Raw genomic sequence first — 25,879 nt, 5'->3', positions numbered from 1 at the left:
ATTTACAACTTGTATCTTTTATAAGTTTTATCAGACAAGTTAAGTTTATCCTAATTTATAGCCAATAACAGGCTTTTTTTATAGAAAGCGGAATAATTTGGGGTAAGCAAAAAATGTAAAATCTAATGTGCTGATATAAAAAAGAGAGCCTAGGCTCTCTTGTTATTTATATTTTGCTGATTCTATTTAATAATAAACAGACAATAAGATTTTAGAATTTGAACTTTCTATATATTTTGAAAGTCTATTTAAAAATTCTTGATTAACCATTGGACAACCGTGACTGTTAATGATATAATACTCTTTTTCATCAGATGGGACCTCTTTATAAGAATGCAATACAATGGCACGTTTCATGGCATTATTATTCGTTTCGTCTAATCCCGCCAATCTAAAAGCTTTTCCGAACACACCTTTATATGGTTTTTCTACAGAGTATCTTCCAAGTGAAGTGCAGTTAGATTCTGGAGCATTACTAAATTGTAAGATGTCTCCTTTTATTCCAGTTTCAGAACCTTTTCCGTGTGCCACTAAACCTTGATCGAGAATTTGATTATTTTGAAGATCGTAAACAAAAAAGCGATTTCTCCCAGATTTAATTTTCATGTCCACAAGAAAAGCAATTTTATTGTTATACTTGTGATTTGATGCTGTAAAAGCCTTTATTTCATTTACGTGCTCATTGAGTCTCGCAAATTCAACTTCATCTAAAATTTCATCTTCGTCCCACATACTTAATGAGGTAAACGAACTTAAGGAAAAAAGCAGTGCCAATAAAAATACTCTCATACCAGGCAAAATGTTAAGTTAATAGTTATGACTTGGGGTCATTGATAATTTTTTCTGTTGCAAAATTATACACAAATCTTATACAATTCCCATATCATAAGTTAAAGATATTATAAATATCTGAAAACTACAATATTATATGTTAAAATTCGATTAACAGACCACATTTCATGCTAAAACGTGTTAATATTATCTCAATGTAACTTTCTTTCTTCAAATTTATTGCGAATAAGCCTTAAAAAAAATCTGTTATGGAAAGCCACTTGACAGAAATTATTAGAAACAAAAACGCAATTAGTAATTTTTTTGAGCCTTCTAATCGAGCCATTTTTTTAATGTATCCATAATCAGTTTTTGATCATTTTCAGGAAAATTTTTGACTCTGGTTGAATGACTTCCTTCTGGAAGCACCATTTTTAAAGCGTCAACATTAGGCTTCGGAGTTGGAGAACACGAAAACCAAGTATCGTAGCCTCCATAAATGTAAAGTATTTTATCGCCTTTGTTTTCAACATATTTGCGCACTTTCTTAATATACTTTGGATTATATTTTATTGTAACGTCTTTTGGTGCAAATCGTGCATTAGAACTGCTTTTGACAATAGTTAACAAATCGGCAACAGGTTCAAGATCAAAACCATAATAACCTAATTCGCTCAAATGCTGGTAATAAGACGGCAGATAGACAAATGACATTTTATCATTATAAGTTCCCACTCCAACAATTTTATTTAAATAATCAAAAAGCTCTTTTGCAGAGGCATTTACTGGCGGAATTTCGTCGCATTTTCCTCCCCATTGCCAAAACGAAAAAGGAAATTCTAAAACAGCATATTCCAACACTTCCGCAAAAGGGACTTCCATAAATTGCATCTTTTTCTCAGCTGAAAAGCCTTTAAAAACGTCTAAGACAGCTTCTCTATTTTGCAAAACAGCTCTCTGAAAAGCTGTTATTTTTACTCGACATTCTGGCGTTCCAACTGTTCTCGTGTGCTCTATAGTCCTCGGATCTTCACAGGTATTAATTAGCGGTGCTACATAAGGCATTGCCACATCAACATCGTTTGGATAGATTGATTTATAAATTAAAGCCGTTTCTCCTCCTTTACTGATTCCGGTTGAAATCCATTTTCCTGTGTATATTTTTTTCAGTTTCGTAACAATGTTATGATAATCTTCAATAGCTTGATCGTTCGTCAAATATTCCCATTGAATCGGATTTGGTCTTGATTTTCCGTAAAAACGATATTCAACAGCAACCTGATTGGCCTGTAATAAACTGCTCACTTCGCTTTTAATATTTTCTGTATTATAACCATGAGTCTCAATTACAGTCGGTCTGTCGTAACCTAAATGCGACAGATAAATATAATGCTGGAAAGTGCCTTTTTCTGGGTGTTTATGATCAAGAGGTTCGTCTAAAATAAGCTGGTACGATTCGGTATAATTTTCTAAGTTATCGATTCGCGTTATAATGGCTTTTGGAAATAATTCGGTTAGTTTTTGCAGTAGATTTACTGAAGATTCCTGAGCAGAAACTTCAAAATAGTTCAAGCACAGAAGGAACAGCGTAATAATAAAGGATTTTCGATTCATTTTTAATCTTGTTATTTGAGTTTTTAAAAGTAAGTGCAATACAAAGCAGTAACTGATACTATATTACCCTTAAAATGTAATATTTTATCTAGTTTACATTAACATAGAACAAAATCCAAATAATGCTTTACTTTTATTGAAAAATTGAACTTTATATCAGTTTAACGAATTACGGTGCATTAAATAATAACTTTAAAAAAAATAAAAAATGGCAATTGGAGTTGGCGGATCAACTGTAGACATCGAATTAGAAAAAATACAAAACATGACGGTTGGTGTTGTCCCAATCGAACTACCTGAGTATAAACAGCGTATTAAAAAAGCGGTTTCTTTAATGAAAGAACAAAATTGTAAAGCGCTTTACGCAAATGCAGGAACCAATCTGTATTATTTTACAGGAACAAAATGGAATCCGTCTGAGCGTATGGTTGGCGCTATAATTTTTGAAGACGAAACTGTTGAATATATTGTTCCGAAATTTGAAGAGGGAACTTTTAAAACTTTCATGAAAATCGAAGGAAACTTAAATTTCTGGGAAGAACATGAAAGCCCTTCTGAATTGTTTGGAAATATCCTAAAAAACAAAAATATTACTGAAGGCAATATCGCTTTAGATGAATCGGCTGCTTTTTTTCTAATTGATGCCATCTCAAAAGCAAATACAAATTTTAGTTTTGTAAACGCCCAGCCTATAACTGCGGGTTGCAGAATGCATAAATCGGCAAATGAAATTGCTATCATTCAGAGAGCAAAAGATATAACTATGACTGTGCAAAAAGCAGCGGCTCGTATTTTGCATCCTGGAATTGCCGTAAGCACTGTTGTTGATTTTATACATAAGGCACACATTAAAGCTGGTATTCCGTCAGGTTCTTATTTCTGCATTGTTCTTTTTGGAGAAGATTCGCAATATCCGCATGGAGTTACTTCTCCCCAAAATCTAGTCGATAATGATGTCGTTTTGATTGATACTGGATGCCGCTTGGAAGGTTATTTGTCTGATATTACCAGAACTTATGTATATGGAACTCCAAATGACGAGCACAGAAAAATCTGGAATCTTGAAAAAGCAACTCAAAAAGCAGCTTTTGATGCTGCGCAAATTGGAGCAACATGCGGATCTGTAGATGATGCCGCACGTAAAGTCCTAGCAGAAGCGGGTTTAAGCGGTGATTATGAAATTCCAGGATTACCGCATCGTGTAGGTCATGGTACAGGTTTAGATATTCATGAATATCCTTATTTAGTAAGAGGCAATCAAACCATTTTAAAAGAAGGAATGGTGGTTAGTAATGAACCTATGATCTGTATGCCGGGTCAATTTGGTATTCGTCATGAAGATCATTTTTACATGACAGCTGAAGGTCCAAAATGGTTTACTGAACCGATGCAGAGCATTGATAATCCTTTTGGATTAGAGGTTTAAAATAATTTTGATTTAATATTTTAGAAAGAGCTGTTTGTTTAGACAGCTTTTTTTCTTTATAAATTATATGTCGCTCCTCCGGAGCTTTTTCATCTCTGAGAATTGCAATTTCTATAAATATTTTGCTTCTCCGAAGCTTTCTAATTTTTGGTAAATTGAATTTTCTGTTCTTGTGCAATTATTTTTAAACATAACTCTATTTTTCGTTCTTAGAAAACAAATGATTGATGATTCTCTTTGCGTTCCAATGGCTGAAACCCATTGACTTTGTTTAAATTTAAACTTGATTTTTATAAAATATCTACTCCTCAAAAGTTTTTTCTAATATTTTAAATACTTTGGAGAAGCAGAATATTTATAGAAAAAATACAATTTCCAAATATAAAAAAGCCCCAGCGGGGCGAAATATTAAATCATTAATAAAGGGTAAAAAAAGTAGGGCTGTCCATTTTCGTAAACAGCCCTTCTCATTTTAACTAAATTAACTTATTACTCAACCAATAATTTTTTCTTTTCTACAAATTTTCCATCTGTAGCCACAACAATATAAACTCCTTTATTTAAATATTTAAGAGAATAAACAGTTGTATTATGAACAGTATCTACCAAATGACCTGTACTATTGTAAATTGACACTTTCACTTTATTGACATCAATGTTATCAAAAGTAAAGTTCACAACGTCTGACGCTGGATTTGGATACATTGTAAATGCTTTCGCCGTATTTGTATTTATGCCTGGCAAACCAGTGCTTCCAGATTGCAAATCGATTGTATGAGAAGCGCTCCATTCGCTAAAAGCCGTTCCATTTATTGCTCTTACTCTAAATTCATATACAGTTTGAGTTCCTTGTTTTGGAATCCATAAATAATATGTTGTAGAAGTTCCTGCCGCTGTCCATCCTGATGAAGTATTTAATTGCACTTCATAAGACGCAGCATCTGTTGATGTTGCCCAAGAAGCATAAAATCCTGATGAATATATACCTGCATTTCCAAGATTAGCAGGAATTGTCAAAGTTGCTGGATTTGGCGGAACAGATGTTCCTGCTTGAACAGTATAATCCTCAATTTCTCCATCTCCTAGATTCCCACAAGTTGAAGACGGATTAGCATTATATTTCATCACCACCCTCATTCTGGTAGTTCCTGTAAATGATTGAGGCGTAAAACTTGCCGTTACCGCACCATTTGACGAGATATTATTAATTACTTTTTCCGATGCTTCAAACTGATTGTTTTTATTGTAATCGATCCAAACTCCCCAATATTCAGTGTAAGCAGAACCAGTAAAACCTGGAGTTAAAGTAACGCTTGTATTTGCATTCGGATTCAGCGTAATCACTTTCGAAGTATAATCGGCATAACCGTTTGTTTCTTTTCCAGATGTATTTACAAAACTTCCTACTGCTACAGAACTTATGTATTCATAACCGTTTGTTCCTTGCGCAGTGCACGGTGGAGCAACCGGAATTGTTACAGAAAACACATTAGAATACGCAGAATAATCAGTTCCAGATTTTGCTCTCGCTCTATATTTATAAGTGTTTCCTGCTGTTAAACCTGTATTGGTATAAGTTGATGCAGTGTTAGCTAACGTAGCAATTTCTGCATAAACATCATCTGCTCCCGCTCTCTCAATAATTACATTTGAAGCATTCGTAGCATTGTTAGTCCAATTAAGAATGGTTTCTAAATTTGCTGCATTGGCTGTTGCCGTTAAATTTGTTGGCGCAAATACTGTATTGGTAGTTTGTACTCCTGCTAAAATAGGTTCGTTTGGTTTGGTGTTATAAGCAAAATCCAAAACGGTATATCCTACTCCACCAGCTTCCACTTTTACGTGCATCCATCCGTAGCAAGTACGTCCTCTACTTGTGTATTCAAAACCAACATATCCTGTTTTATTATCCCAAGTTGTATAGGTAGCTGTTCTCAAATCCAATTGATTTGGATATGCCCCTGGCGCTGCAAAATTACTTGAAGCTCCAATTGAAGTGCCTTGTGATAAGAATGATATATTTCTCGTTCCAGCTTCAGAAACTAATCTTTTTCCGTAGGTCTCCATTTTTAAAGCCGCTGCGGCATATTGCCAAGCTCCATACTCAGTATTATCTCCAATACCCAAATCAAAATATTGCCAAGTAGATGCTGCATTGGCCGTGTAATCTGGATTGTTCACATAAAACACTCCATAAGGCGCGTCAAATTTCAAATTGATTGTTTTAGTCGCAGTATCCAAAGTAGCTATACCACCAGTAATTGCTGCATCTTTAAACGTAACTGTAACAACAGCATCGTTTGTTGTATTGTGTGCAGTAGCTTTTCCTGTAAAAGAAAGTACTGTTTTAGTATTGCTTTCAAGAGTTAAAACTGCAGTTAAACCAGCTGGAACGCCAGTAATAGTATAATCAGTTCCTGCTGTAAAAGTACCGCTGCTTTTTGTGAATGTACCATTATTAGTACTCAAAGCGATTGTCGCAGTTGATGTTATGCTTCCATCATTTACTTCAGCTTCATACAATGTATCCGGAGATAAAGTTGTAGCTGTTTTATCAGTCATTCCCGTATAAATTGGAGTATTTGGCTTTGTATTATAAGCATATTCCAAAATTGTATAACCATCTCCATCCGCATTTACTTTTACCTTAAACCATCCGTAACAAGTAAGACCATCCATTAAGTAATCAAATCCTACGTAACCTGTTTTTCCGTCCCAAGCGGTATAACTCGCTGTTCTTAAATCTAACTGATTTGGATATGCGCCTGGAGCGGTCATATTGCTTGCTGGGCCAACGGCTGTGTTTGAATTTAATAAAGAGATATTTCTAGTGCCTGTTTCGCAAACTAATCTCTTTGCATAAGTTTCAATTTTTAAAGCATTCGCAGCATAACGCCAGCCGCCAAACGCACGATCATCACCTTTTGCAATTTCAAAATATTTCCATGTCAATGCCGACGAAACCGTCACATCTGGCATGTCTACAAAAAAGATTCCGTATGGATCTGAAAATTTGAAATTAAAGAATAGAGAAGTACAAGATAAATCAGCTGTTCCTCCTGTAAAAGCTGCAGGTAAAAAACTAATGCCGCCTGAAGTATTATTGCTCAAAGCATGGTTAGTTGCTTTTCCTGTTAACGTAACCGTAATTTGATTATTGGAGTTTACCGAAAGCACAGGTGTAATTCCTGCTGGAAAAGTATGAGTAAAATGAGTTCCTGCTGTCATTGTTGCCGAAGAAACAGCAAAAGTTTTAGTTCCGTTTAATTTAATTATGGATGAAGTGTCAAAAGAACCGTCATTTATAACCGCTTCTTTAAAAGCTGTAGCCGATGCAGTAAGCGTGCTTCCTGTAGCATTTACGCCAGTATCAATTAAGTTTTGTGCCTGCCAAAGTGATTTTCTAGCAGGGTGTTCTAAAGCAGCCAACATTCTGTCAATCTGACCTTGAGTATACATTTTGTAACAGCCCTGCGCTCCATTGTATCCCATGTAGTTTTCGAAATTTACTTTATCACCACTGCAATTTGTTCCTGGAGTACAGCCCAAAGTATGTTTTCCGTCTTCCGCTGGAGTATCAGCAACTTCATCAGTTCCAGTACATCCTCCTTCAAAAGTATGAATCAGATTGAGAAAATGTCCGAATTCGTGGGTAAGTGTTGCAGAGAATTCTTTACTATAGGAGTTGTCATATAAATAAGCCCCATTAAAAACAACACGAGCTGTATTGTTTGCCGTCATGTCTGAATTAGGATACCAAGCAACTCCAGAATTATTCGTTGCTCCGTCATTGTAAAGATCATTTTGTATATAGACATTCATGTATTTGGTATTATCCCAAGCATCCGCAGCGATTTGGTCATCATATCCGCCTCCATTTCCGTAACCATTCTTAGTTGGATGAAAAACTACTCCTGTCGTACAGCCACCATTCGGATCTTTTTTAGCGAGTTTAAATTCGATATTCAATGTTCCGCGTCGTGCCTGAAAAAATGATTCAACGGTCTGAAAATCGGCATTACGTCCATTAAAATCATCATTAAGCTGAGCTAGGTGATTTACGATTTTTTCGTACGTAACTGTTTTTCCGCTTTGTACATCACCATAAATATGAAATACTACTGGAATTGTGTAAGTAGTTGCAGCTGTTTTTGCTGTGGAAGATTTGCGCTGGGCCGCAAAATTTTTACTGAAAACATCAAAGTTCTTTTTCTCTTGAAGTGCATGTGGATTATTCCGATACACTTTTTCATTTTCTTCGCTTGTTCTACAAGGCAAACCTTGTGCACTAACTTTCAATGAGCTGAAAATCAGAAAGCAGATTAGTAATTTTAATTTCATTTGTTTAGGTTTTTTAATTAGTAATAATCAAAATTACCGCACAAGCTTTTATCTTTCTGATAGTATTTTAATCAGAATTAATACATAATTATCATATTTTTAACCATAAAAAAACACATAATAAAAAAATATTTATAATAAAGCACTAAAAACAAACCTTACAAAACATATTAAAAAACATCAGGCTACCCTTGCAAATACTGTTAAAAACAAAAAAACCAGCGCTTAGAAAGTGCTGGTCTCAAAAAAACAAATTAAACTAACTCAAAATTAAAATTTGTCCCAAAAAATCTTCGTTGTCATTAAATCTCCTCCTATTGCTGCTGAAGCTGCTTCATAATTTGCCGCATTCAGCGTTTTGTCAGATGTGGAATAAATATTTCTAACAGGAACTTTACCTTCTGCTTCTTGCACAGCTGTTGGGGGTGCCACCAATATTGGATAATCTAACCTTCTGTATTCTGTCCACGCTTCAAAACCACGATTATAGTAAGCGATCCAAAGCTGGTAAGCAATTTTTTGCTTGTCTGTTCCTGAAGCAGTAGCAAAAGCAACATCAGGACGTGCAAGATAAGTTTGGGCATTAGCATCAGAAACTCCCCAAAATTTCATGCTTGCTTCTATCCCTTTAGTATAATATGTTGCAGCATCAGCTCCAACGTTAAAGCCTCGGCTTGCCGCATCTGCAAGTAAAAAACAAGTTTCGGTATAATCGAATATAACTCCTGGATTTGTTTTCTGTCTTAATCTTGCTCCAGTATTTGAATAATCTGCATAATTAACCTGTTTTGCATATGGAGCGCCTTTATATTCACCGTTTATTTTTGAATTTGGATTGAAGAAAAAATCGCGTCTCGGATCTTCTTTACCATTTAATTCATTTACAAAAAATTCAGCAATATTAATCTGGCTTTCGTTTACCAAACTGTCATACAACGGATTCATATCTGTTATTGAAGAAAAGTACTGAAACAACGCCGTATCAGCCTCTGTCGTCATAACTCCTGAATTAAAAGCACTTTCTACCATTGCTTTTGCCTTTACAGCATCAACATCAGCAAGGTGCAAGCCCATTTTTAGTTTTACGCTATTGGCTAATGTTTTCCATTTTGCCACATTTCCGTGAAAAATCAAATCGGCATTTCCAAAACTTCCATTTTCATCATTCAAAGCCGCAATAGCAGCGTCCAAACGAGAAGCCAAATCAAAATAGATTGTTTTTGCATCGTCATATTTTGGAAGCGGAAATTTTTTAATATCTAACGCTTCGGAATATGCAACATTCCCAAACAAATCTACTAGGGTTTGATAAGCCATTACAATTTGCACTTCTAAAATAGCAAGCTGATTTTTCTTTATGCCTTCTTCAATTGGCCCTAATACTTTTGTGTTTTGAATTTGTTTTTGTGCATTTATTAGATCTTGAAGCACATCACGGTATAACAGTACAGCATGCGAACTTCCTAAATTTCTTTTCGCCTGATTATAATTGGCTTCATCCGTATACGTTGATGTAGACCAATGCTGTGCATAAGCTCTAAAATTGTTTGAATTTACCGAAGCATTGGTTAGAAAGTAAGCATAATTAACCTGTGCATTAGTCATCAACGCACTTGGCAAAGCGGTTTCATAAGCCTTTTCATTTTTGTTCATGTCATCTAAGTTATCACACGAAGCTGCTGCACACAAAACTGCTCCTGCAAAAAATATTGTTTTTATAATTCTCATGTTTTATTATTTTTAGAATTGAACTTTCATGGTAAAACTGTACTCCTTTGTAGTTGGCAGTACTCCAGTCTGGAAACCTTGTAAATTACCCGAAGATGCTCCTGCCTCAGGATCTGCGTATGGCAGGTTTTTATGGATGATCCAAAGATTGCTTCCGTTTAAAGCAAAAACCATATTGCTGATGAATGTGTTTTCTAAAAATCTTTTTGGTAATTTATAACTCAAACCTATTTCGCGAAGCTTAACATAAGATGCATCATATACATATTGCTGCTGTGGCATAGAATTATAAAAATAATATCCATCAGTTCCAGTTACACTAGCTGTTACATTATTTGGTGTTCCATCTTGTTTTACACCGTCCAACAATATACCACCGCCTTGAGCAACTGGTTCACGCTGAGGAACTCCATTATGGTTATTGCTTACTGTACTTTCGTAGATTCCCGTTGTATGTCCGTATTGCTGATCTAAAGAGTATACATCTCCACCTTTTTTCACATCAATTAAAAAGTTGAAAGCAATGTTTTTGTACGTCAAAACGTTATTGAAACCGCCAATCCAATCTGGAGCTACATTTCCGATCACAACTCCTGCACTTTGTAGATATCTTCCATTAGAACGAATTACTTTTTCTCCATTTAGATAAGTAAAACCTGAACCAACCAACTGCCCTACTGGTTTTCCTACTTCAGCCACATAATTTACTCCTTGAAATGATCCTAATGAAATCTGACTTGCTCCACCTAAAGAGATTACTTCATTTTTATTGGTTGACCAGTTTACTGTAGCTTGCCATGAGAAATCTTTAGTTTTTATAGGAGTAGCATTTACTGTAACCTCAAATCCTTTATTTTGAACATCTCCACCATTAATCCAAGCTCTTGTATATCCTGTTTGTGTTGGAGTTTCGATAGAAAGAATCTGGTTTGTTGTATTGGTTTTATAATATGAAAAATCAACGCCTAACCTGTTTTTGAAGAACTTAAGTTCAAGACCTGCTTCAACTCCTTTGGTCAACTCACTTTTTAAATCAGAATTGCTTCTGCTGTTATCTGTAGAAAAACGGATTCCCCCTGGCCCAAAATTGGTGTTTTTAGGGTAAAGCGTAGAAGTTACCGCAAACGGAGCATCGTTTCCTGTTTCAGCATAATTCAAACGCAGTTTACCAAATGAAAGCCAATCTGCTTTAATATGATTGCTAAAAATATAAGTCGCTGTAATCGATGGGTAAGAATAGGTATCATTATCTTTTGGCAAAGTAGATGATTGATCTATTCTATAAGTTCCTTCAAGAAAATAAGTATCTAAGAAATTAAAACTTGCCATACCATAAACACTATTGGTTCCCAATGTCTGCTGCATCTCGTCAGGACTGTTAATTGGGTCAATTGAGTTTGTCAAGGCATAAATCCCCGGCACAACCAATCCGCCATTTGTTACTGCGTAGATAGAATTATTAACAGAACGTCTCGTGTTTCCTCCTAACATACCATTAAAATTGATTCCGTCTGTGATGGATGTTTTGAAATTCAATACTAAATCCAAATTGATTTCGCGGAAATTTTTATCATATCTAGAATATTGGCCAAGAGCATTTGGTGTTCTTTTAGAACCTACAGCAATACGCTCTTCCTGCAATTGATGGTAAAAATCTACTGCACCGCGTCCCATGATATCAAACCAATTGGTAACTTCTGTTTTTACCACAACATTACCGAAGAAGCGATCTCTTTTTAATGAATTGTAGTTATTATAACGTTGAAAATAAGGATTGTCGTGAAACTGAACTGCTAAATTGTCTGGCGAACCAACGTTCCATGTTGTGTTTTTACCTGTTATTTCGTAAGCTTCTTTTAGATCTCCAAAATCAGCATTAGTCGTATACCATTGTCTGACACTGCTCAAATAGTTATTTCCTCCATCTCCGTATCCTGTTTCATTCATTCCAATAGCATTAGATGTCAAATAATTGGCTGAAGTTGAAATTCTGGTTTTAGGCGTAACTTTATAACTTCCAGAAAAATTAAAATTGTCTTTTCTGTTGTTGCTATTAGGAAGAATTCCTTGCTGTTGATTGTAATTGGTGTAACCAAATCTAAAGTCTCCCTGATCATTTGCTGCCGAGAAAGCGATACTATTGATATATGTTAAACTGTTTTGATAAAAACTATTTGGATTGTTTTTTACAGCGGTATAAGGCGTCGCTTTTCCATAAGTTGGCAATTCTGGATAAAACGAATTCCAGTTGTAAACCAACAATGACGGATCAAATTTTGGTCCCCAAGCCGCGTCATCAGTAGCTGTGTAAGGATGAACTCCACTGCCTAAATCAACTGTACCATAAAAATCGCCATAACCTCCTCCGTATTGGTTTTGATATTCTGGTAAAGTTTTCTTGTCTACGACTCCAACATTAACACCAGAACTAAAATCAAATCCTAATCCTCCTTTTGTTTTGCTGCCTTTTTTAAGGGTTACAATGATAACACCGTTTGATGCTCGAGAACCATATAATGCGGTCGCCGCAGCACCTTTTAAAACGTTCATCGTTTCTATATCATCAGGGTTAATATCTGAAGCGGCATTTCCGTAATCGTAACCTCCTACGTTCCCTCCCGATTTTTGATCTGCCGAATTGGTATTATCATTATTTAATACAATTCCGTCAACAACCCATAAAGCCTGATTGTTTCCTGTTAAGGAAGTTGTACCACGAATGACAACATTGGTAGAACCGCCAATATTATTATTTCTTCTAATTTCTACACCGGCAATTTTTCCAGAAATATTATTTGAGACGTTACCTGTATTTATTTTTGTTAGCTGATCTCCATTTATTTCTTGTGTAGCATAACCCAAAGATTTTTTCTCTCTTTTAAGTCCCAAAGCCGTAACTACAATTTCTTGTAATTGCGTAGAGCCTGCAGACATTTTTACGTTTACGTTTTTATCGCGTGCTTGAACTTCTTTAGTCTGCATTCCAATAAAACTAAACACAAGCACAGCATTTGCTTCAGCTTTTATTGAATATTTTCCATCAAAATCAGTCTGAGAGCCATTCTGAGTTCCCTTAACCAGTATGCTTACGCCTGGCAAAGGCACTCCATTCTCATCTGAAACAATTCCTGACACAACCCGATCTTGGGCAAAGGTCAGTTTAGTCAACAGTACAAAAAAGAGCACTGCAATTTTTCTAAAATTAATCTTCAATTTCATAAAATGGTTTTATAATTAATGTGGCAAATATTTTGCTTTTTAGATAATTATTATGATAATATATTACCGAAAAACCTGATTATATTACCCTATAAATAACAATTTCGCAATCGCACAATTACTATATTACCTTTTAGAAAAGATTTCAAAATCAAACAATTAACCCAAGTCAAAATTAGAAAGCCCAAAAAAAAGAGGAGAATTTCATCAAGTTGAAATTCTCCTCTTTTTATAATACATTACTTTTTTTATTTTGCTCCTGGCGGGCAATTTTTTTCTGTATATCTCACAAAAGTATCCATTAAATGTTGTGAGGTTCCTTCGCCTTCATCAATGCTATGCGAACGGTTTGGATAAATCATTAAATCAAACATTTTATCGTATTTCACCAATTCGTTGATTAGGACTTCCGCATTTTTATAGTGTACGTTATCATCACCTGTACCATGAATATAAAGCAGATTTCCTTTTAAGTTCTTAGCATGCGTTACAGGAGAAGCCTGAATATAAGTTGCTTCATTTTCCTCAGGCAATCCCATATAACGTTCTGTATAAATGTTATCATAAAAATGCTGGTCTGTTACTGCTGCAATCGCAATTCCCGTTTTATAAATATCTGGGTATTGGAACATTAAATTTAAAGTTACAGCTCCACCGCCACTCCAACCGTGAATTGCTACACGATCGGCATCAATAAAATTCCATTTTAGAACTTCTTTAGCCGCCATTGCCTGATCGTGCGTATTGATAATTCCGATATTTTTATAAATTGATTTTCTCCACTGTGATCCTTTCATTGCAGGAGTTCCTCTGTTATCCATAGCAATTCCGATGTATCCTTTCGGAATTAACGCAGCGATAAATTCATTAAAATAAGGGCTGTCATTGGCAACCGTAGCCATTGGTTCTCCATACACATAAAAGAAAACTGGATATTTTTTTGAAGCATCAAAATCTAATGGCTTTGCCATGATTCCGTCAATATCAATGCCATCAACTGTTTTCACTTTAAATTTTTCTAACGAATAATCTCTATGAGGGGCAGCAAAAACATCTGCTTCTTTTGGATAAATCTTTTGATGTCCAGACAAAGCGATCAATCTCTGATTATAATCTGTCGAAATGCTTGCATTGGTATGCTGAGCGTAAGCTGCGTCAGTAGAAAAGATATATCGGTTTGAACCTTCAAAAATAGCTGGTGTTACTCTTTTTGTCTTTTTAGAGTTCAAATTCGTTTCATATAAATAACGCTGTGTGGCATCTTCTGGGCTGGCTATGAAATAGATTGTTTTTGTTTTTTCGTTATAAGCTTTATAATAAGCATCAAAATTAGTTTTGGTAACCAATTCTTTTGATTTTCCATCCAAACTTATTTTATAAATATGCATCCATCCGTCGGCATCAGAACTCCATAAAAAGGATTTTCCATTATCCACAAATTGACAAGGAAAAGTATCATATAGTCCCGAAGAAATATCAAAAACATCTATCCAAGAATTTGATTCTTCTTTGTAAATAACTCTAGCCGATCCTGATTTTGCATTGCAATCATACATCGTAACTTGATTCTGGTTTCGGTTTAATTGAATCACCATAACAGACTCATTATTAATCCATTTCATTCGAACCAAATAATTATTATCTGGCTCTCCCGGAATGTTTAGCCAATTGGTTTGCAAAGAATCAATATTCACAATTCCGATTTTTACAGAAGACGGTTTTTCTCCTGCTTTTGGATATTCTACAGGAATAATTGTCGGATACAACGAATCGGTATTATTAATCATATAATGAAATTTGGTAGACGTTGCATCTACTCTCCAAAAAGCAATGCTTTTTCCATCTGGACTCCATCTAAAACCATCTCTTGCCGCCAGCTCTTCTTCATAAACCCAATCAAAAGTTCCATTAATAATTTTATCAGTACCATCTGTTGTAATTGGTGTAATTTTTCCAGAATTCAGATTTTCAACATAAATATTGTGTTTTGAGACATAGGCAACATTTTCATTATCGCTTGAAAATTTAGCAAACATCAATGACGACGCATCCAAGTTTTTGCCTAATTGCTTTCCTTTTCCTGAAGCCAAATCAAAATACCAATAATCGCCTCTGGTATTGTCTCTCCATACTTTTTTAGAATTAGCATAAACCAAAACCTTTGTTTTTAAGTCGTTCCATACTAAATCTTCGATTTCTCCTTTAAATCCAGCTTCTGCTAATTGTTCTTTAGACAAAATCGTGTTTTGCTTATCAAGTTTATCAACATGGTAAACCGACACATTGTTATCTTTGCTTACCCAAAACGAATGAGAATTTGGCAACCAATTTAGATTGTTAATATCAATCTTCTGTGCAAAAACAGAAGTGCATATAAACAAAAGAAACAACAAATACTTTTTCATCTTATTTTTTGTTTTTAATTAAATTTTCAATTTCTGCAATTTCTATTGGCAGTGCTTCACTCAGGTTGATGTTTCCGTCTTCTGTTATCAAATAATCATTTTCCAAACGGCAACCTATTCCTTCTTCTCTGATGTAAATTCCAGGTTCGCAGGTAAGTACCATTCCTTTTTCAAAAGGTCTAGAATACAAGCCAACATCGTGAACATCCAATCCTAAATGATGTGCAGTTCCATGCATGAAATATTTCTTATAAGCAGGTTTTTCTGGATCTTGAGATTTAATTTCTTCTTCTGTAATTAACCCTAACTTCACCAATTCAGCTTCAATTAACTTAGCCATTTGAAGTTCGTAATCTTTTGATAAAACTCCAGGTTTCAACAATTTTGAACCTTCTTTCAAACAATGTAAAACCGATTCGTAAACCTCTTTTTGTCTAGCACTGAAAGTTCCATTTACCGGAATACATCTTGTGGTATCCGAATTATAATTGGCATAACAGCTTCCAAAATCCAACAGCACCATTTCATTTTCTCGGCAAATATCATCGTTAGTGTTATAATGCAATGAACAGGCATTTAACCCAGACGCTACAATAGATCTAAATGCTTGTCTCGTTCCTCCGTTTTTTACGGTTGCATATAAAAGTTCGGCTTCTAACTCATATTCTTTAATATTAGGACGAATTGCGCCTAAAACTCTTTGAAAACCTTCAACACTAATCGCAGTTGCTTTTTTGATTAAATCAACTTCCAAATCTGATTTAATTGGACGCAATTCGCGGGTTATTTTTGCCACACGCTCATATTGATGCAATGGATATTTTTCTTTACACCATTTTATCATTCGGTCCTGTCTGGTTTCAATTTCAGCAGTTACCCTTTTGATATGCTCATTGTGACCTAAATAAAAAATATCTGACTCAAAGGCAAACAGTTGTAAAGTCTTTTCAAATTCGTGAAGCCATTTGATATTCTGGATTCCGGAAATAGCTTTAGCCTGTTCTTTGGTTAAAAAATTACCATCCCAAATGAGCGTATGTTCGTTTGCTTCTTTAACAAAAAGTATAGCTTTGTTTTCTTCTTTAAATGCATCTGGATAAAGCACCAAAATTGTTTCGTCTTGATCTATTCCTGACAGATAAAATAAATCGTTGTTTTGCGAAAAGCCCATAACATCATCAGCATTATTTGGCATTACATCATTTGAAGTCAAAATAGCCAAACTGTTTGGCTTCATTTTTTCGGTAAATCTTTTTCGGTTTTCAATAAACAAAGAAACCGGAATCTGGTTGTATCTCATATTTTATATTTGGAATCTGTCAATTGCTACAGAAGTCGGTTTACCAGAAATAATTTCTGTGATAATTTTTCCCGTTGCTGGCGCTAGGCTTAATCCCATCATGGCATGACCTGTTGCTAAGGTCAAATTTACGACTTTTTTGTCTCTAGCAATAATTGGCATTCCAGATGGTGTACATGGGCGAAATCCAAACCAAGTGTCTTCTGCTTTTGGCATTTCCACTTTCATATCAGGATAAAAATCATTAACGCTGTTTATAATTCCTTGAAGTCGGTTTGCGTTTATTCTATTGTCTTTGGTGTGTGTAATTTCCATTGTTCCACCAAATCTTATATCATTTGCCATTGGAGTCACCGCTACTTTTCCTTCACATAAAATAGACGGAATACTAGGCTTTTGAGTCTTATCTTTTAAAGTAAAACTATATCCTTTTCCAGGTAAAATAGAAATGGAAATATTTAGTTTTTTAGCCAAAAACGGACTCCAAGATCCTGACGCCAAAACCACTTCATCAGCTCTAAAAAGCCCTTTATCGGTTACAATTTTTTCTATTTTATTTCCTTCTAAAACAAAATCTTTGACACTAGTTTTAGAATGAATTTCGACTTTTAAACGAGATAATTCTTCTTTGATAAAAGCCATAAATTTTTGAGGATACAAATGGGCGTCGCTTTTATAATGAACACCTCCAATTACATTGGTATTCGTTCCTTTTTCTAAAAGTGCTACTTGAGATTTGGATAGATAATCTACTTCTAAACCAAGACGTTCTGCTTCTTTACCTTCGTTGTGCATTTCTTCTTCTACTTTATCGCTTTTATAAAGCATCAAAAGTCCTTTTTCTTCATAAAAGAAAGAATTATTTTCTTTGGCAAAATCCTGATATAATTCTTTGCTCAATAAAGAGAGATCGCGTAAAGCAGGCATTGCTTTTTCTACGTGACGCAAATTGGCATGTTTATAAAACTGCATGCCCCATCTTAATAAATCCTTGCTTAAACGCGGTTTTACATAAAACGGACTACGGCTATCAAACATCCATTTTATTCCTTGTGCAATCATGCCAGGCTGCGCTAACGGAATAATATGTGAAGGCACAATCATACCTGCGTTTCCGTACGAACAGCCATTGTCCATATCTGACTCATCATATATGCTTACTTCGTAACCTTCTTTTGCGAGATAATAAGCTGAACATAAGCCAATAATTCCACCGCCAATAACAGCAACTTTTTTCATAAATTTTAATTCGTTAAGAGTTCTTTGAACTACTAATTATATTTTAAATCTGTTGGATGAAATTATATGTTCCATTAAGAATTAAAATTGTAAAAGATGGTTTTAGCTTCAACAACAACCATGTTAATTTGGCTAAAGCCATCCTATTTACAATTTCTAAAATCCCCTAGTTAAAACTAGGGACTATTCAAAAAAACAATAATTTAATTTGACCAACAGCTTAATTATATTATACACTGATTTTTAAATAACCTGAAATCCAAATGCATATGGATCGTCGCTTTCATCAATTATAATAGTATTATATCCGTACACTTTTGCCCAGCCTTGAATGCTTGGAACAATAGCTGGAATATCTCCAATAGCAGTTTCTTCTACCACTTTTCCAATAAACTTACTTCCAATATAACTTTCGTGAATAAACTCTTCTCCTTTTTTCAATTTTCCTTTAGCGTGCAATTGTGCCATTCTTGCTGATGTTCCAGTTCCGCATGGCGAACGGTCAATCGCTTTGTCGCCATAAAAAACGGCATTTCTTCCTGATGAAGTCTCATCTATAGGCGATCCCGTCCATAACATATGTGATACATCTCTAATGGTATCATTCTCTGGATGGATGAAATGATCTGGATATTTTTCATTAATCTTTTTGCGTACTTCCTGACTATACTGAACAATTTTGCTTGCTGTAAAGTCCTGAACTCCAGAAAAATTCTTTTGTGGATCGACAATGGCGTAGTAATTTCCTCCGTAAGCTACATCAAAAACAATTTCGCCCAATTCTGGACAATCAATGGTAAGTCCTTCTGCAGCCAGATAAGATTTAACGTTGGTCAGACGTACCCAATCTACTTTTTTGCCAGTCTGCTGATATTCGATATGCACTAAACCTGCTGGTGCTTCCATTTTGATAATTCCGGGAACTTTTGGAGTAACCAAACCTTCTTCGACAGCAATTGTAATAGTTCCAATTGTTCCATGTCCACACATTGGCAGACAGCCTGAAGTTTCTATAAAAAGAATTCCAAAATCATTATCAGGATTAGTTGGCGGATACAAAATACTTCCGCTCATCATATCGTGTCCTCTAGGTTCAAACATTAATCCTTTACGAATCCAGTCATATTCTTTTAAGAAATGCTGCCGTTTTTCGCTCATCGAATCGCCTTGCAAATTAGGTCCTCCGCCAGCAACAACCCTAACTGGATTCCCGCATGTATGAGCATCTACGCAAAAAAAAGTTTTCTTTACCATTTTATATTTGAGATAGTGTTAGTTTATTATTTACGGTACGAACAATTTGCAGCGGGTTTTCATTTTGCAATTCTGCTGGCAGTAAATGATCTGGCCAATTCTGAAAACTAATCGGGCGTACCCATCTGTAAACCGCATGTATGCCTACCGCTGTATAACGTGAATCTGATGATGCAGGATAAGGTCCGCCATGAAGCATCGAAGCGCAAACTTCTACTCCTGTAGGCACACCATTATAAATTAAACGTCCTACGCGATTCTGTAAAGCGGCAATTACTCCTTTATGAGTTTCAATTTCATTTTCCTCACTGATAATTGTTCCTGTAAGCTGTCCTTCCAGCTTAGAAATTACTTCTATTAATTCGGCTTCATTTTCGCATTCAATTAAAATTGAAAAAGGACCAAAAACCTCATTGTGCAATACTTTATTTTTCAAGAACTCTTTTCCGTAAACTTTTAAAACAGTAGGGACTCCATGATTTGGTGTTGTCTCTCCTTTGAATTGAGCTATTTTTGAAACTCCGTTCTGTTCTTCTATTTTTGAAATTCCATTATTAAAATCAGCGTAAATAGAAGGATGAAGCATACAGCCTGGCTGAATTTTTTCTATTGCCTCATTAAGATCTTCAGCAAAACTATTTAGTTCTTCTCCTTTTAAAGCTAATAATAATCCAGGATTCGTGCAAAATTGCCCTGCGCCTAAAGTGATCGAACCTGCATAAGCTGACGCCCATTTTTGGCTGTTTTTTTTCAAAGCATTAGGTAATAATACTACTGGATTAATACTTCCCATTTCGGCAAATACCGGAATTGGTTCTGGACGCTGTGCCGCTAAATCGCACAAAGCTCGTCCGCCTTTAATACTTCCTGTAAAACCTACTCCTTTTACCAATGGATGTTTAATCAAACTTGTGCCCAGCGTTCTTCCGTCACCTATAAGATTAGAAAAAACACCTTCTGGCATATTGGTTTTCTGAGCTGCCTTTATAATTGCAGAAGCAACCATTTCACCTGTTCCGATATGCATAGAATGGCTTTTTACAATAACTGGACAGCCCGCAGCCAAAGCCGAAGCTGTATCTCCTCCGCCTGTAGAGAATGCAAAAGGAAAATTACTTGATCCAAAAACCACAATTGGCCCTAAAGGTGTTAACATTTTGCGTAAGTCTTCTTTTGGGGCAGGCTGTCTGTCAATTATTGCAGTATCTATTGTCGCTTGTACCCAGCTTCCTTCTGTAAGCATATCGGCAAAAGCTTTCAACTGGCCGATTGTTCTTCCGCGTTCTCCTTCTGCTCTTCCTCTCGGGTAACCCGATTCGGTGCAGTATTGAACCAAAAGATCGTCTCCTAATGCTAAAATTTCGTCAGCAATGGCATTTAAAAATTTAGCTTTTTCTATACCCGAATAGTTTTTATAACTCGCAAACGCTTGATTGGCCAAAGTAACTGCCTCTTCAATTTCATCTTGAGTCGCCTCTGTAAAAACCCATGGATTTTCTGTATTCAATATTGGATTAAATGTTTTTAGTGTTTTTGTACCGCCTGCTTTTAGCTGGCTTCCTATGTAATTTTTTCCTGTAATCATGATTTTTGTCTTATGAATGAGTGAAGTGCAGTTTTCAGTCGCAGTCGCAGTAAACACAGTAACCGAAAACCCTGACCGTAAATGGAAACTGGAAACTGAGACTGCGACTGAAAACTAAAAGCCACAGCCAATCATGCGAATATGCTGTTATAAATTTTTATAGTCTGGCAAAGTTGGTCTAGTGCGTAATCCTTCAGCGATAATAGCTAGAACTTTTTCTCTTTCTGCTCCTTGCAATGGCAATCTTGGCGCACGAACATATTCTGAACCAATTCCCGTTGCAACTTCTGCTAATTTGATATTCTGAACCAGAAATGCATTTATATCCAATTCTAATAAAGGCAAGAACCATCTGTAGATTTTCAAAGCTTCGTCAAATCTTCCTGCTTTTGCTAATTTGTAAATTGCCACTGTTTCTTCAGGAAAAGCACAAACTAATCCAGAAACCCAACCGTCAGAACCCATAAATAAGCTCTCTAATGCTAATGTGTCAACTCCTGATAATATTTTTAAACGATCTCCAAAACGGTTGATCATTCTGGTAACGTTGGAAATATCTCTAGTTGATTCTTTTACTGCTTGAATGTTATCATATTTCAATAACTCTTCAAACATGTCTAAAGTAACTTCAATTTTATAGTCAACTGGATTGTTGTAAACCATAATAGGAAGCGACGTATTTTTTGCGACTTCACTATAGAAAGTAACCGTTTCAAAATCAGACGCTTTATAACGCATTGGAGGAAGCATCATTAATCCTTTTGCTCCATCTTGTTCAGCTTTATTAGCAGCTAAAATGGCATTTTTTGTAGACTGCTCTGCAATGTTCATAATTACAGGTACTTTATTTTCTGTTAGCGAAACGGTATGTTTTACTAATTCTCTTTTCTCTTCTTCTAAAAGTGTGCTGGCTTCTCCTAAAGTTCCTCCCAAAATAATTCCAGAAACTCCAGCATCTAATTGTGCTTTCATATTGACTTCGAACATGTTGAAGTCTAATTTATCATCTGCAGTAAATTTTGTGGTTACCGCCGGCATCACGCCATTCCATTGAATACTCATAATTTTAATTTTTTATTTAAAGCCAAAATTATCTAGAAACCGCAGAGCGCACCCTTTAAAAATTACCACAAAATGATACTATATTACCCTATATAGAAACAAAACTTAAAAAACAGAACATTATAGCATCATTTTTTTGATTAAATGCAATATATTTGATTGTAACTAACTAACCGCTATATGAAAGTTTTTCCATTTAAAATTCCAAAATCTGGAGAAGATCCCCTTATATATCAAGAAGATATCGAAGTGTCATTTTATGATAAACTACACCAACACGAAGAAATTCAAATTAGTTTTATAGAAAAAGGAGAAGGTGCCGTTTTTGCCGGCGATACTATTTCGCAATATCGGGAAGGCGACATCCTAGTAATAGGAAGCAACTTACCTCATGTTTTTAGAAGCGACGTTCAGGAAAATGTAGTTTCTGTAATGCGCACTTTGTTTTTTACCTTCAATTCGTTCGGAAGAGATTTTTTTGAACTCTCTACTTTTAGAAATATTCAACCAATCTTAGAAAGCAGCAAAAACGGATTCATTATTCATAACGCACCGAAGAAAGTTGTCAAGTATTTTAAAAAGCTGAAGAAAGCTGACAGTTATACTCGGTTTATATTATTTCTAGATATTCTGAAATGGCTGTCAACATCTGAATATACTCCGCTTTCTAATTATTTATATCAAAAGAAAATAACAGATAATGAAGGTAAACGAATGCAGATTGTGTTTGAATATGTCATGACCAATTTTCATAAAAATATCACGCTTGATGAAATTGCTTCGATCGCCAGTATGACCAAAAATGCTTTCTGCCGGTATTTTAAAGTCCGGACCAACAAGTCTTTTTTTCAATTTCTAATTGAAGTGCGTATTGAGAGGGCTGCAAAATTATTATCTAATAATGAAGAACTCTCTGTCTTGGAAATTGCCGAAATGTGCGGCTTTAATAATATTTCCAATTTTAATAGAAAATTTAAGGAATTAAAACAGCTTTCGCCTTTGCAGTATAGAAAACTGAATTTGTAATTTATAACTACAAATGTTCAAGCTCCCAATAGCTATCGGAATTAAAATAATTAAAACAGACGCAAAAAAATCTCCAAAATCTGCTAAATCTGCGAGAGAAAAATGCTCGCAAAGTCGCTAAACCGCAAAGTTTTTTTTAGCCACAGATTATTAAGATTAAAAGGATTATAAATCTGTTAAGAAAAATCTAGACGCAAAAAAATTTCACGCAGATTCTAGCAGATTTCAGCTGATTAAATTAGATTTTTTTAATGAAATCGATAAAAAAATCAGCTGTTTAATCTCATTGTTTTAAACGGGATCAGACAGCTGATTTATTTCATAAAAATCTATTTATTTCGAAACTGCTGTTATTTCAAGTATAACGCTTGATTCTACTTTCGAAGAGGAAACTCTTAAACCTACATTCATTAAATAATCTCCTGTAAAAGATTCTCCAGATTCTTGCAGCGTTTTCTTTGCTTCTGGCATTAAATTGATTTCTTCAACTTTATAGGTTTTATTGGCATCTAAACCTTGAAAACGCACCAAATTATATTGCGGATCATAAAGCGGATGAAGCGTATACGAAAATAAAACGGCTTTGTCTTTTGATTCATCAACATACATTAATACCGCGCGACTGTCTTCATAAGGAGAAACTATTCTATACATATCGCCGTGCCAAATTACAGGACTTAATCTTTTATAATTGGCGACTGCATCCTGAGTATATTTTAATTCTTTTTCTTTCAGTTCTTTAACATTAATATCAAAACCTAATTTTCCCATCATGGCAACATCTGTTTTGAATTTAATAGACTGATTTCCCCATGAAGTTACGTGATTACAAATCGAAAAAGCCGGAAAGAAATGCGAATAACCCCACTGAATAAATACTCTATTATAAGGATCTGTATTATCACTTGCCCAAAATTCCGTGAAATATTTTAGGAAAGCATAATCAGTTCTTCCTCCACCTCCCGCGCAAAGCATCATTGGCAAATGCGGATATTTAGTTTTTATTCGTTCCAAGACTTTGTACAAGCCTCTCGTGTATTCAATAAATAAATGTGACTGCTGATTTTTTAAATAGATAGAATACGCATTAGTCATCATTCGGTTACAGTCCCATTTAAAGAATGCCACTCCTCCATTGGTCTGCATGATGTCGTCTACTGTTTTAAACACAAAGTCCTGCACTTGCGGATTCGATAAATCCAAAACCAATTGTGTTCTGTAATAACTTTCTTCTCTATTTGGCAGTTTTAAAATCCAATCTGGATGTTTTTCATACAACTCACTTTTCGGATTCACCATTTCGGGTTCAATCCAAATTCCGAATTTAACTCCTGTTTTTTCTGCCTGCTGCATCAGAAAACCTAAACCGTTTGGCAATTTTGTTTTGGTTGCCTGCCAATCTCCTAATCCAGATTTATCTCCGCTTCTCGGATATTTATTTCCAAACCAACCGTCGTCTAATAAAAACATATCGACACCCAATGTTTTAGCATCTTCAAACATTTCGGTTAATTTCTTTTCATCGAAATTAAAAAAGGTAGTTTCCCAATTGTTCAATAAAGTCAAGCGTGATTTGTCTCCATCTTTTACGCCATAATTTTTTGCCCACGAATGTAAATTTCTGCTGGCCTGTCCTTTTCCTTTATTTGAAAAAGTATAAATAAAAGAAGGAGTTGTAAATACTTCTCCAGGCTGAAGGTTATATTCTGAAGCAAACGGATTAATTCCAGAACTAATTCTAAGAGAGTTTTTATTGTCCAGTTCAAAAGTAAATTTAAAATTTCCCGACCAAGCAATGGTTCCAGCAACAAGCTCCCCTGTATTTTCTTTGGCTTTTTCATTTAAACCTAAAAAGAAAACTGGCGTCTGGTACATATTGGTTCTTACACCCAACTTCGAATCGATTACTTTAGCACCGCTCGTTAATTCACTTTCCTGCATTCTTACTTCTTTTGCCCAATCTCCATGAAACTGAGTCAGCCAATATTTATCGGCATCAAAGTGCAGCATAGACGAAGCGTAGTTGTACAACGTTAAAGGTTTCTTTTCGCGGTGCACAATTTCTGTCCACTGTTCAATAACATTTTCCTTATAAAAAGCTTTATAATACAATGTCACTTCTACAGGATAAACTGGATCTTTCATTTTTATACTGGTTTCAGTCGTATTGCTATCTAACTTTTTTGTTTGATGATTTACATAAACCAGTTCTAAAGCAGGATTTCCATCATTATGCGTTATTCGAATAGCCGATTCAAACAAATTATTTGTCCCGTAAGTCGGATAAGCCTCGTGTCTTAGATTAAGTAATGGATTTCCATCGTTGATAACAAATGTTCTTTCGGTTTCTTTTGAAAGCGCATTATATGCCGAAGCATCTAGTTTTGTGCCTAAATACGATTGGTAAAGCAAACCGTTTTTTGCCACCTTTAGAATTAATGCTGTATTCTGGGTTTCAATGGCAATGGGATCATTTTGTGCATTAGTCTTCCAAAACAAAATGGTTAAGACTAATATGAGAAGTGCTTTTTTCATAAAAGTTTGATTAATAATAAATAATGTTTTTTGGGGAGATTTTAAAAGATTACAATACAATCAATTGTAATTCATCTTAAAACTCCGAACATCACATTTATCAATTAAACCACGAGAGAAATTTCATTTAATTATACCCATAAATAAAAGGTTCTATTTGGTATAATTCATAAGAAAAAGGTTTTTTGAGCTCTAATAAACCTTTTATATCAATGTAAAAATGAATTCCAAAAATAGCAAAATATAATTAAATCCATATTTCTGCCTTTAGATTTTCCTTTTTTGGAAAAGTAATCCAAAATAGGCTTTTGATAAAACTTTTAGGCTTTTTTACCGATTCTGATATTTTATTACCTAAAAATCGCTCTGAATCG

At 35.0% G+C, this 25,879-nt stretch carries 14 protein-coding genes; 2 read left to right on the top strand and 12 right to left on the bottom strand.

Annotation, left to right across the window (positions count from 1 at the left end):
• Window positions 1-186: 186 nt before the first annotated feature.
• Together BB050_RS17510 and BB050_RS17505 are read right to left on the bottom strand one after the other, a co-directional pair.
• On the bottom strand, window positions 187-789 hold the full coding sequence (locus BB050_RS17510; protein ID WP_035692211.1) for a murein L,D-transpeptidase catalytic domain-containing protein: 603 nt from the start codon (window positions 787-789) through the stop codon (window positions 187-189).
• Between the two features lie 315 nt (window positions 790-1,104).
• Entirely contained in the window at window positions 1,105-2,385 is a 1,281-nt protein-coding gene (locus tag BB050_RS17505) for a S28 family serine protease (protein WP_066034490.1), read from the bottom strand.
• Between the two features lie 208 nt (window positions 2,386-2,593).
• Between BB050_RS17505 and BB050_RS17500 the strand changes: the two genes are divergently transcribed.
• Window positions 2,594-3,811, top strand: coding sequence for a M24 family metallopeptidase (locus tag BB050_RS17500; protein WP_066034489.1), 1,218 nt, complete (start codon window positions 2,594-2,596; stop codon window positions 3,809-3,811).
• A 489-nt stretch (window positions 3,812-4,300) separates the two neighbouring features.
• On the opposite strand, the gene BB050_RS17495 is transcribed toward BB050_RS17500, so the two are convergent.
• The 9 genes from BB050_RS17495 to BB050_RS17455 form a co-directional block, all read right to left on the bottom strand.
• Window positions 4,301-8,152, bottom strand: coding sequence for a M43 family zinc metalloprotease (locus BB050_RS17495; protein ID WP_066034488.1), 3,852 nt, complete (start codon window positions 8,150-8,152; stop codon window positions 4,301-4,303).
• A gap of 270 nt (window positions 8,153-8,422) precedes the next feature.
• Window positions 8,423-9,880: a SusD/RagB family nutrient-binding outer membrane lipoprotein gene (locus BB050_RS17490; protein ID WP_066034487.1), complete on the bottom strand. Its 1,458-nt coding sequence runs from the start codon at window positions 9,878-9,880 to the stop codon at window positions 8,423-8,425.
• Between the two features lie 12 nt (window positions 9,881-9,892).
• A complete protein-coding gene (locus BB050_RS17485) occupies window positions 9,893-13,099 on the bottom strand; it encodes a SusC/RagA family TonB-linked outer membrane protein (protein ID WP_066034486.1) in 3,207 nt (1,068 codons plus the stop codon).
• Between the two features lie 248 nt (window positions 13,100-13,347).
• Complete coding sequence (locus tag BB050_RS17480; protein WP_066034485.1) at window positions 13,348-15,504, bottom strand: S9 family peptidase; 2,157 nt, start codon at window positions 15,502-15,504, stop codon at window positions 13,348-13,350.
• A gap of 1 nt (window position 15,505) precedes the next feature.
• Window positions 15,506-16,804: an aminopeptidase P family protein gene (locus BB050_RS17475; RefSeq protein ID WP_066034484.1), complete on the bottom strand. Its 1,299-nt coding sequence runs from the start codon at window positions 16,802-16,804 to the stop codon at window positions 15,506-15,508.
• A 3-nt stretch (window positions 16,805-16,807) separates the two neighbouring features.
• Window positions 16,808-18,043 carry an NAD(P)/FAD-dependent oxidoreductase gene (locus tag BB050_RS17470; protein WP_066034483.1) on the bottom strand — a complete coding sequence of 412 codons (1,236 nt, stop codon included), beginning with the start codon at window positions 18,041-18,043 and terminating at the stop codon, window positions 16,808-16,810.
• Between the two features lie 243 nt (window positions 18,044-18,286).
• Entirely contained in the window at window positions 18,287-19,297 is a 1,011-nt protein-coding gene (locus BB050_RS17465) for a 4-hydroxyproline epimerase (RefSeq protein ID WP_066034482.1), read from the bottom strand.
• A 1-nt stretch (window position 19,298) separates the two neighbouring features.
• Window positions 19,299-20,882 (bottom strand): aldehyde dehydrogenase (NADP(+)), encoded by a 1,584-nt coding sequence (locus BB050_RS17460; protein WP_066034481.1) that lies wholly within the window; start codon window positions 20,880-20,882, stop codon window positions 19,299-19,301.
• A gap of 147 nt (window positions 20,883-21,029) precedes the next feature.
• Window positions 21,030-21,944, bottom strand: a complete 915-nt coding sequence (locus BB050_RS17455) for a dihydrodipicolinate synthase family protein (RefSeq protein WP_066034480.1) — start codon at window positions 21,942-21,944, stop codon at window positions 21,030-21,032.
• A gap of 180 nt (window positions 21,945-22,124) precedes the next feature.
• Between BB050_RS17455 and BB050_RS17450 the strand changes: the two genes are divergently transcribed.
• Complete coding sequence (locus tag BB050_RS17450) at window positions 22,125-22,970, top strand: AraC family transcriptional regulator (RefSeq protein WP_066034479.1); 846 nt, start codon at window positions 22,125-22,127, stop codon at window positions 22,968-22,970.
• 333 nt (window positions 22,971-23,303) lie between these two features.
• On the opposite strand, the gene BB050_RS17445 is transcribed toward BB050_RS17450, so the two are convergent.
• Window positions 23,304-25,505, bottom strand: a complete 2,202-nt coding sequence (locus BB050_RS17445) for an alpha-galactosidase (protein ID WP_066034478.1) — start codon at window positions 25,503-25,505, stop codon at window positions 23,304-23,306.
• Between the last annotated feature and the right edge of the window lie 374 nt (window positions 25,506-25,879).

The organism is Flavobacterium anhuiense, from assembly GCF_001705175.1.
Lineage (GTDB): Bacteria > Bacteroidota > Bacteroidia > Flavobacteriales > Flavobacteriaceae > Flavobacterium > Flavobacterium anhuiense.
The sequence above is the reverse complement of the archived record's forward strand: the minus strand, read 5'-3'. Positions and strand labels throughout refer to the sequence as shown.

Excerpts from the sequence above, each read along its gene's own strand:
- BB050_RS17510 (WP_035692211.1), bottom strand. The coding sequence starts at position 789 with ATGAGAGTATTTTTATTGGCACTGCTTTTTTCCTTAAGTTCGTTTACC.
- BB050_RS17505 (WP_066034490.1), bottom strand. The coding sequence starts at position 2,385 with ATGAATCGAAAATCCTTTATTATTACGCTGTTCCTTCTGTGCTTGAAC.
- BB050_RS17500 (WP_066034489.1), top strand. The coding sequence starts at position 2,594 with ATGGCAATTGGAGTTGGCGGATCAACTGTAGACATCGAATTAGAAAAA.
- BB050_RS17495 (WP_066034488.1), bottom strand. The coding sequence starts at position 8,152 with ATGAAATTAAAATTACTAATCTGCTTTCTGATTTTCAGCTCATTGAAA.
- BB050_RS17490 (WP_066034487.1), bottom strand. The coding sequence starts at position 9,880 with ATGAGAATTATAAAAACAATATTTTTTGCAGGAGCAGTTTTGTGTGCA.
- BB050_RS17485 (WP_066034486.1), bottom strand. The coding sequence starts at position 13,099 with ATGAAATTGAAGATTAATTTTAGAAAAATTGCAGTGCTCTTTTTTGTA.
- BB050_RS17480 (WP_066034485.1), bottom strand. The coding sequence starts at position 15,504 with ATGAAAAAGTATTTGTTGTTTCTTTTGTTTATATGCACTTCTGTTTTT.
- BB050_RS17475 (WP_066034484.1), bottom strand. The coding sequence starts at position 16,804 with ATGAGATACAACCAGATTCCGGTTTCTTTGTTTATTGAAAACCGAAAA.
- BB050_RS17470 (WP_066034483.1), bottom strand. The coding sequence starts at position 18,043 with ATGAAAAAAGTTGCTGTTATTGGCGGTGGAATTATTGGCTTATGTTCA.
- BB050_RS17465 (WP_066034482.1), bottom strand. The coding sequence starts at position 19,297 with ATGGTAAAGAAAACTTTTTTTTGCGTAGATGCTCATACATGCGGGAAT.
- BB050_RS17460 (WP_066034481.1), bottom strand. The coding sequence starts at position 20,882 with ATGATTACAGGAAAAAATTACATAGGAAGCCAGCTAAAAGCAGGCGGT.
- BB050_RS17455 (WP_066034480.1), bottom strand. The coding sequence starts at position 21,944 with ATGAGTATTCAATGGAATGGCGTGATGCCGGCGGTAACCACAAAATTT.
- BB050_RS17450 (WP_066034479.1), top strand. The coding sequence starts at position 22,125 with ATGAAAGTTTTTCCATTTAAAATTCCAAAATCTGGAGAAGATCCCCTT.
- BB050_RS17445 (WP_066034478.1), bottom strand. The coding sequence starts at position 25,505 with ATGAAAAAAGCACTTCTCATATTAGTCTTAACCATTTTGTTTTGGAAG.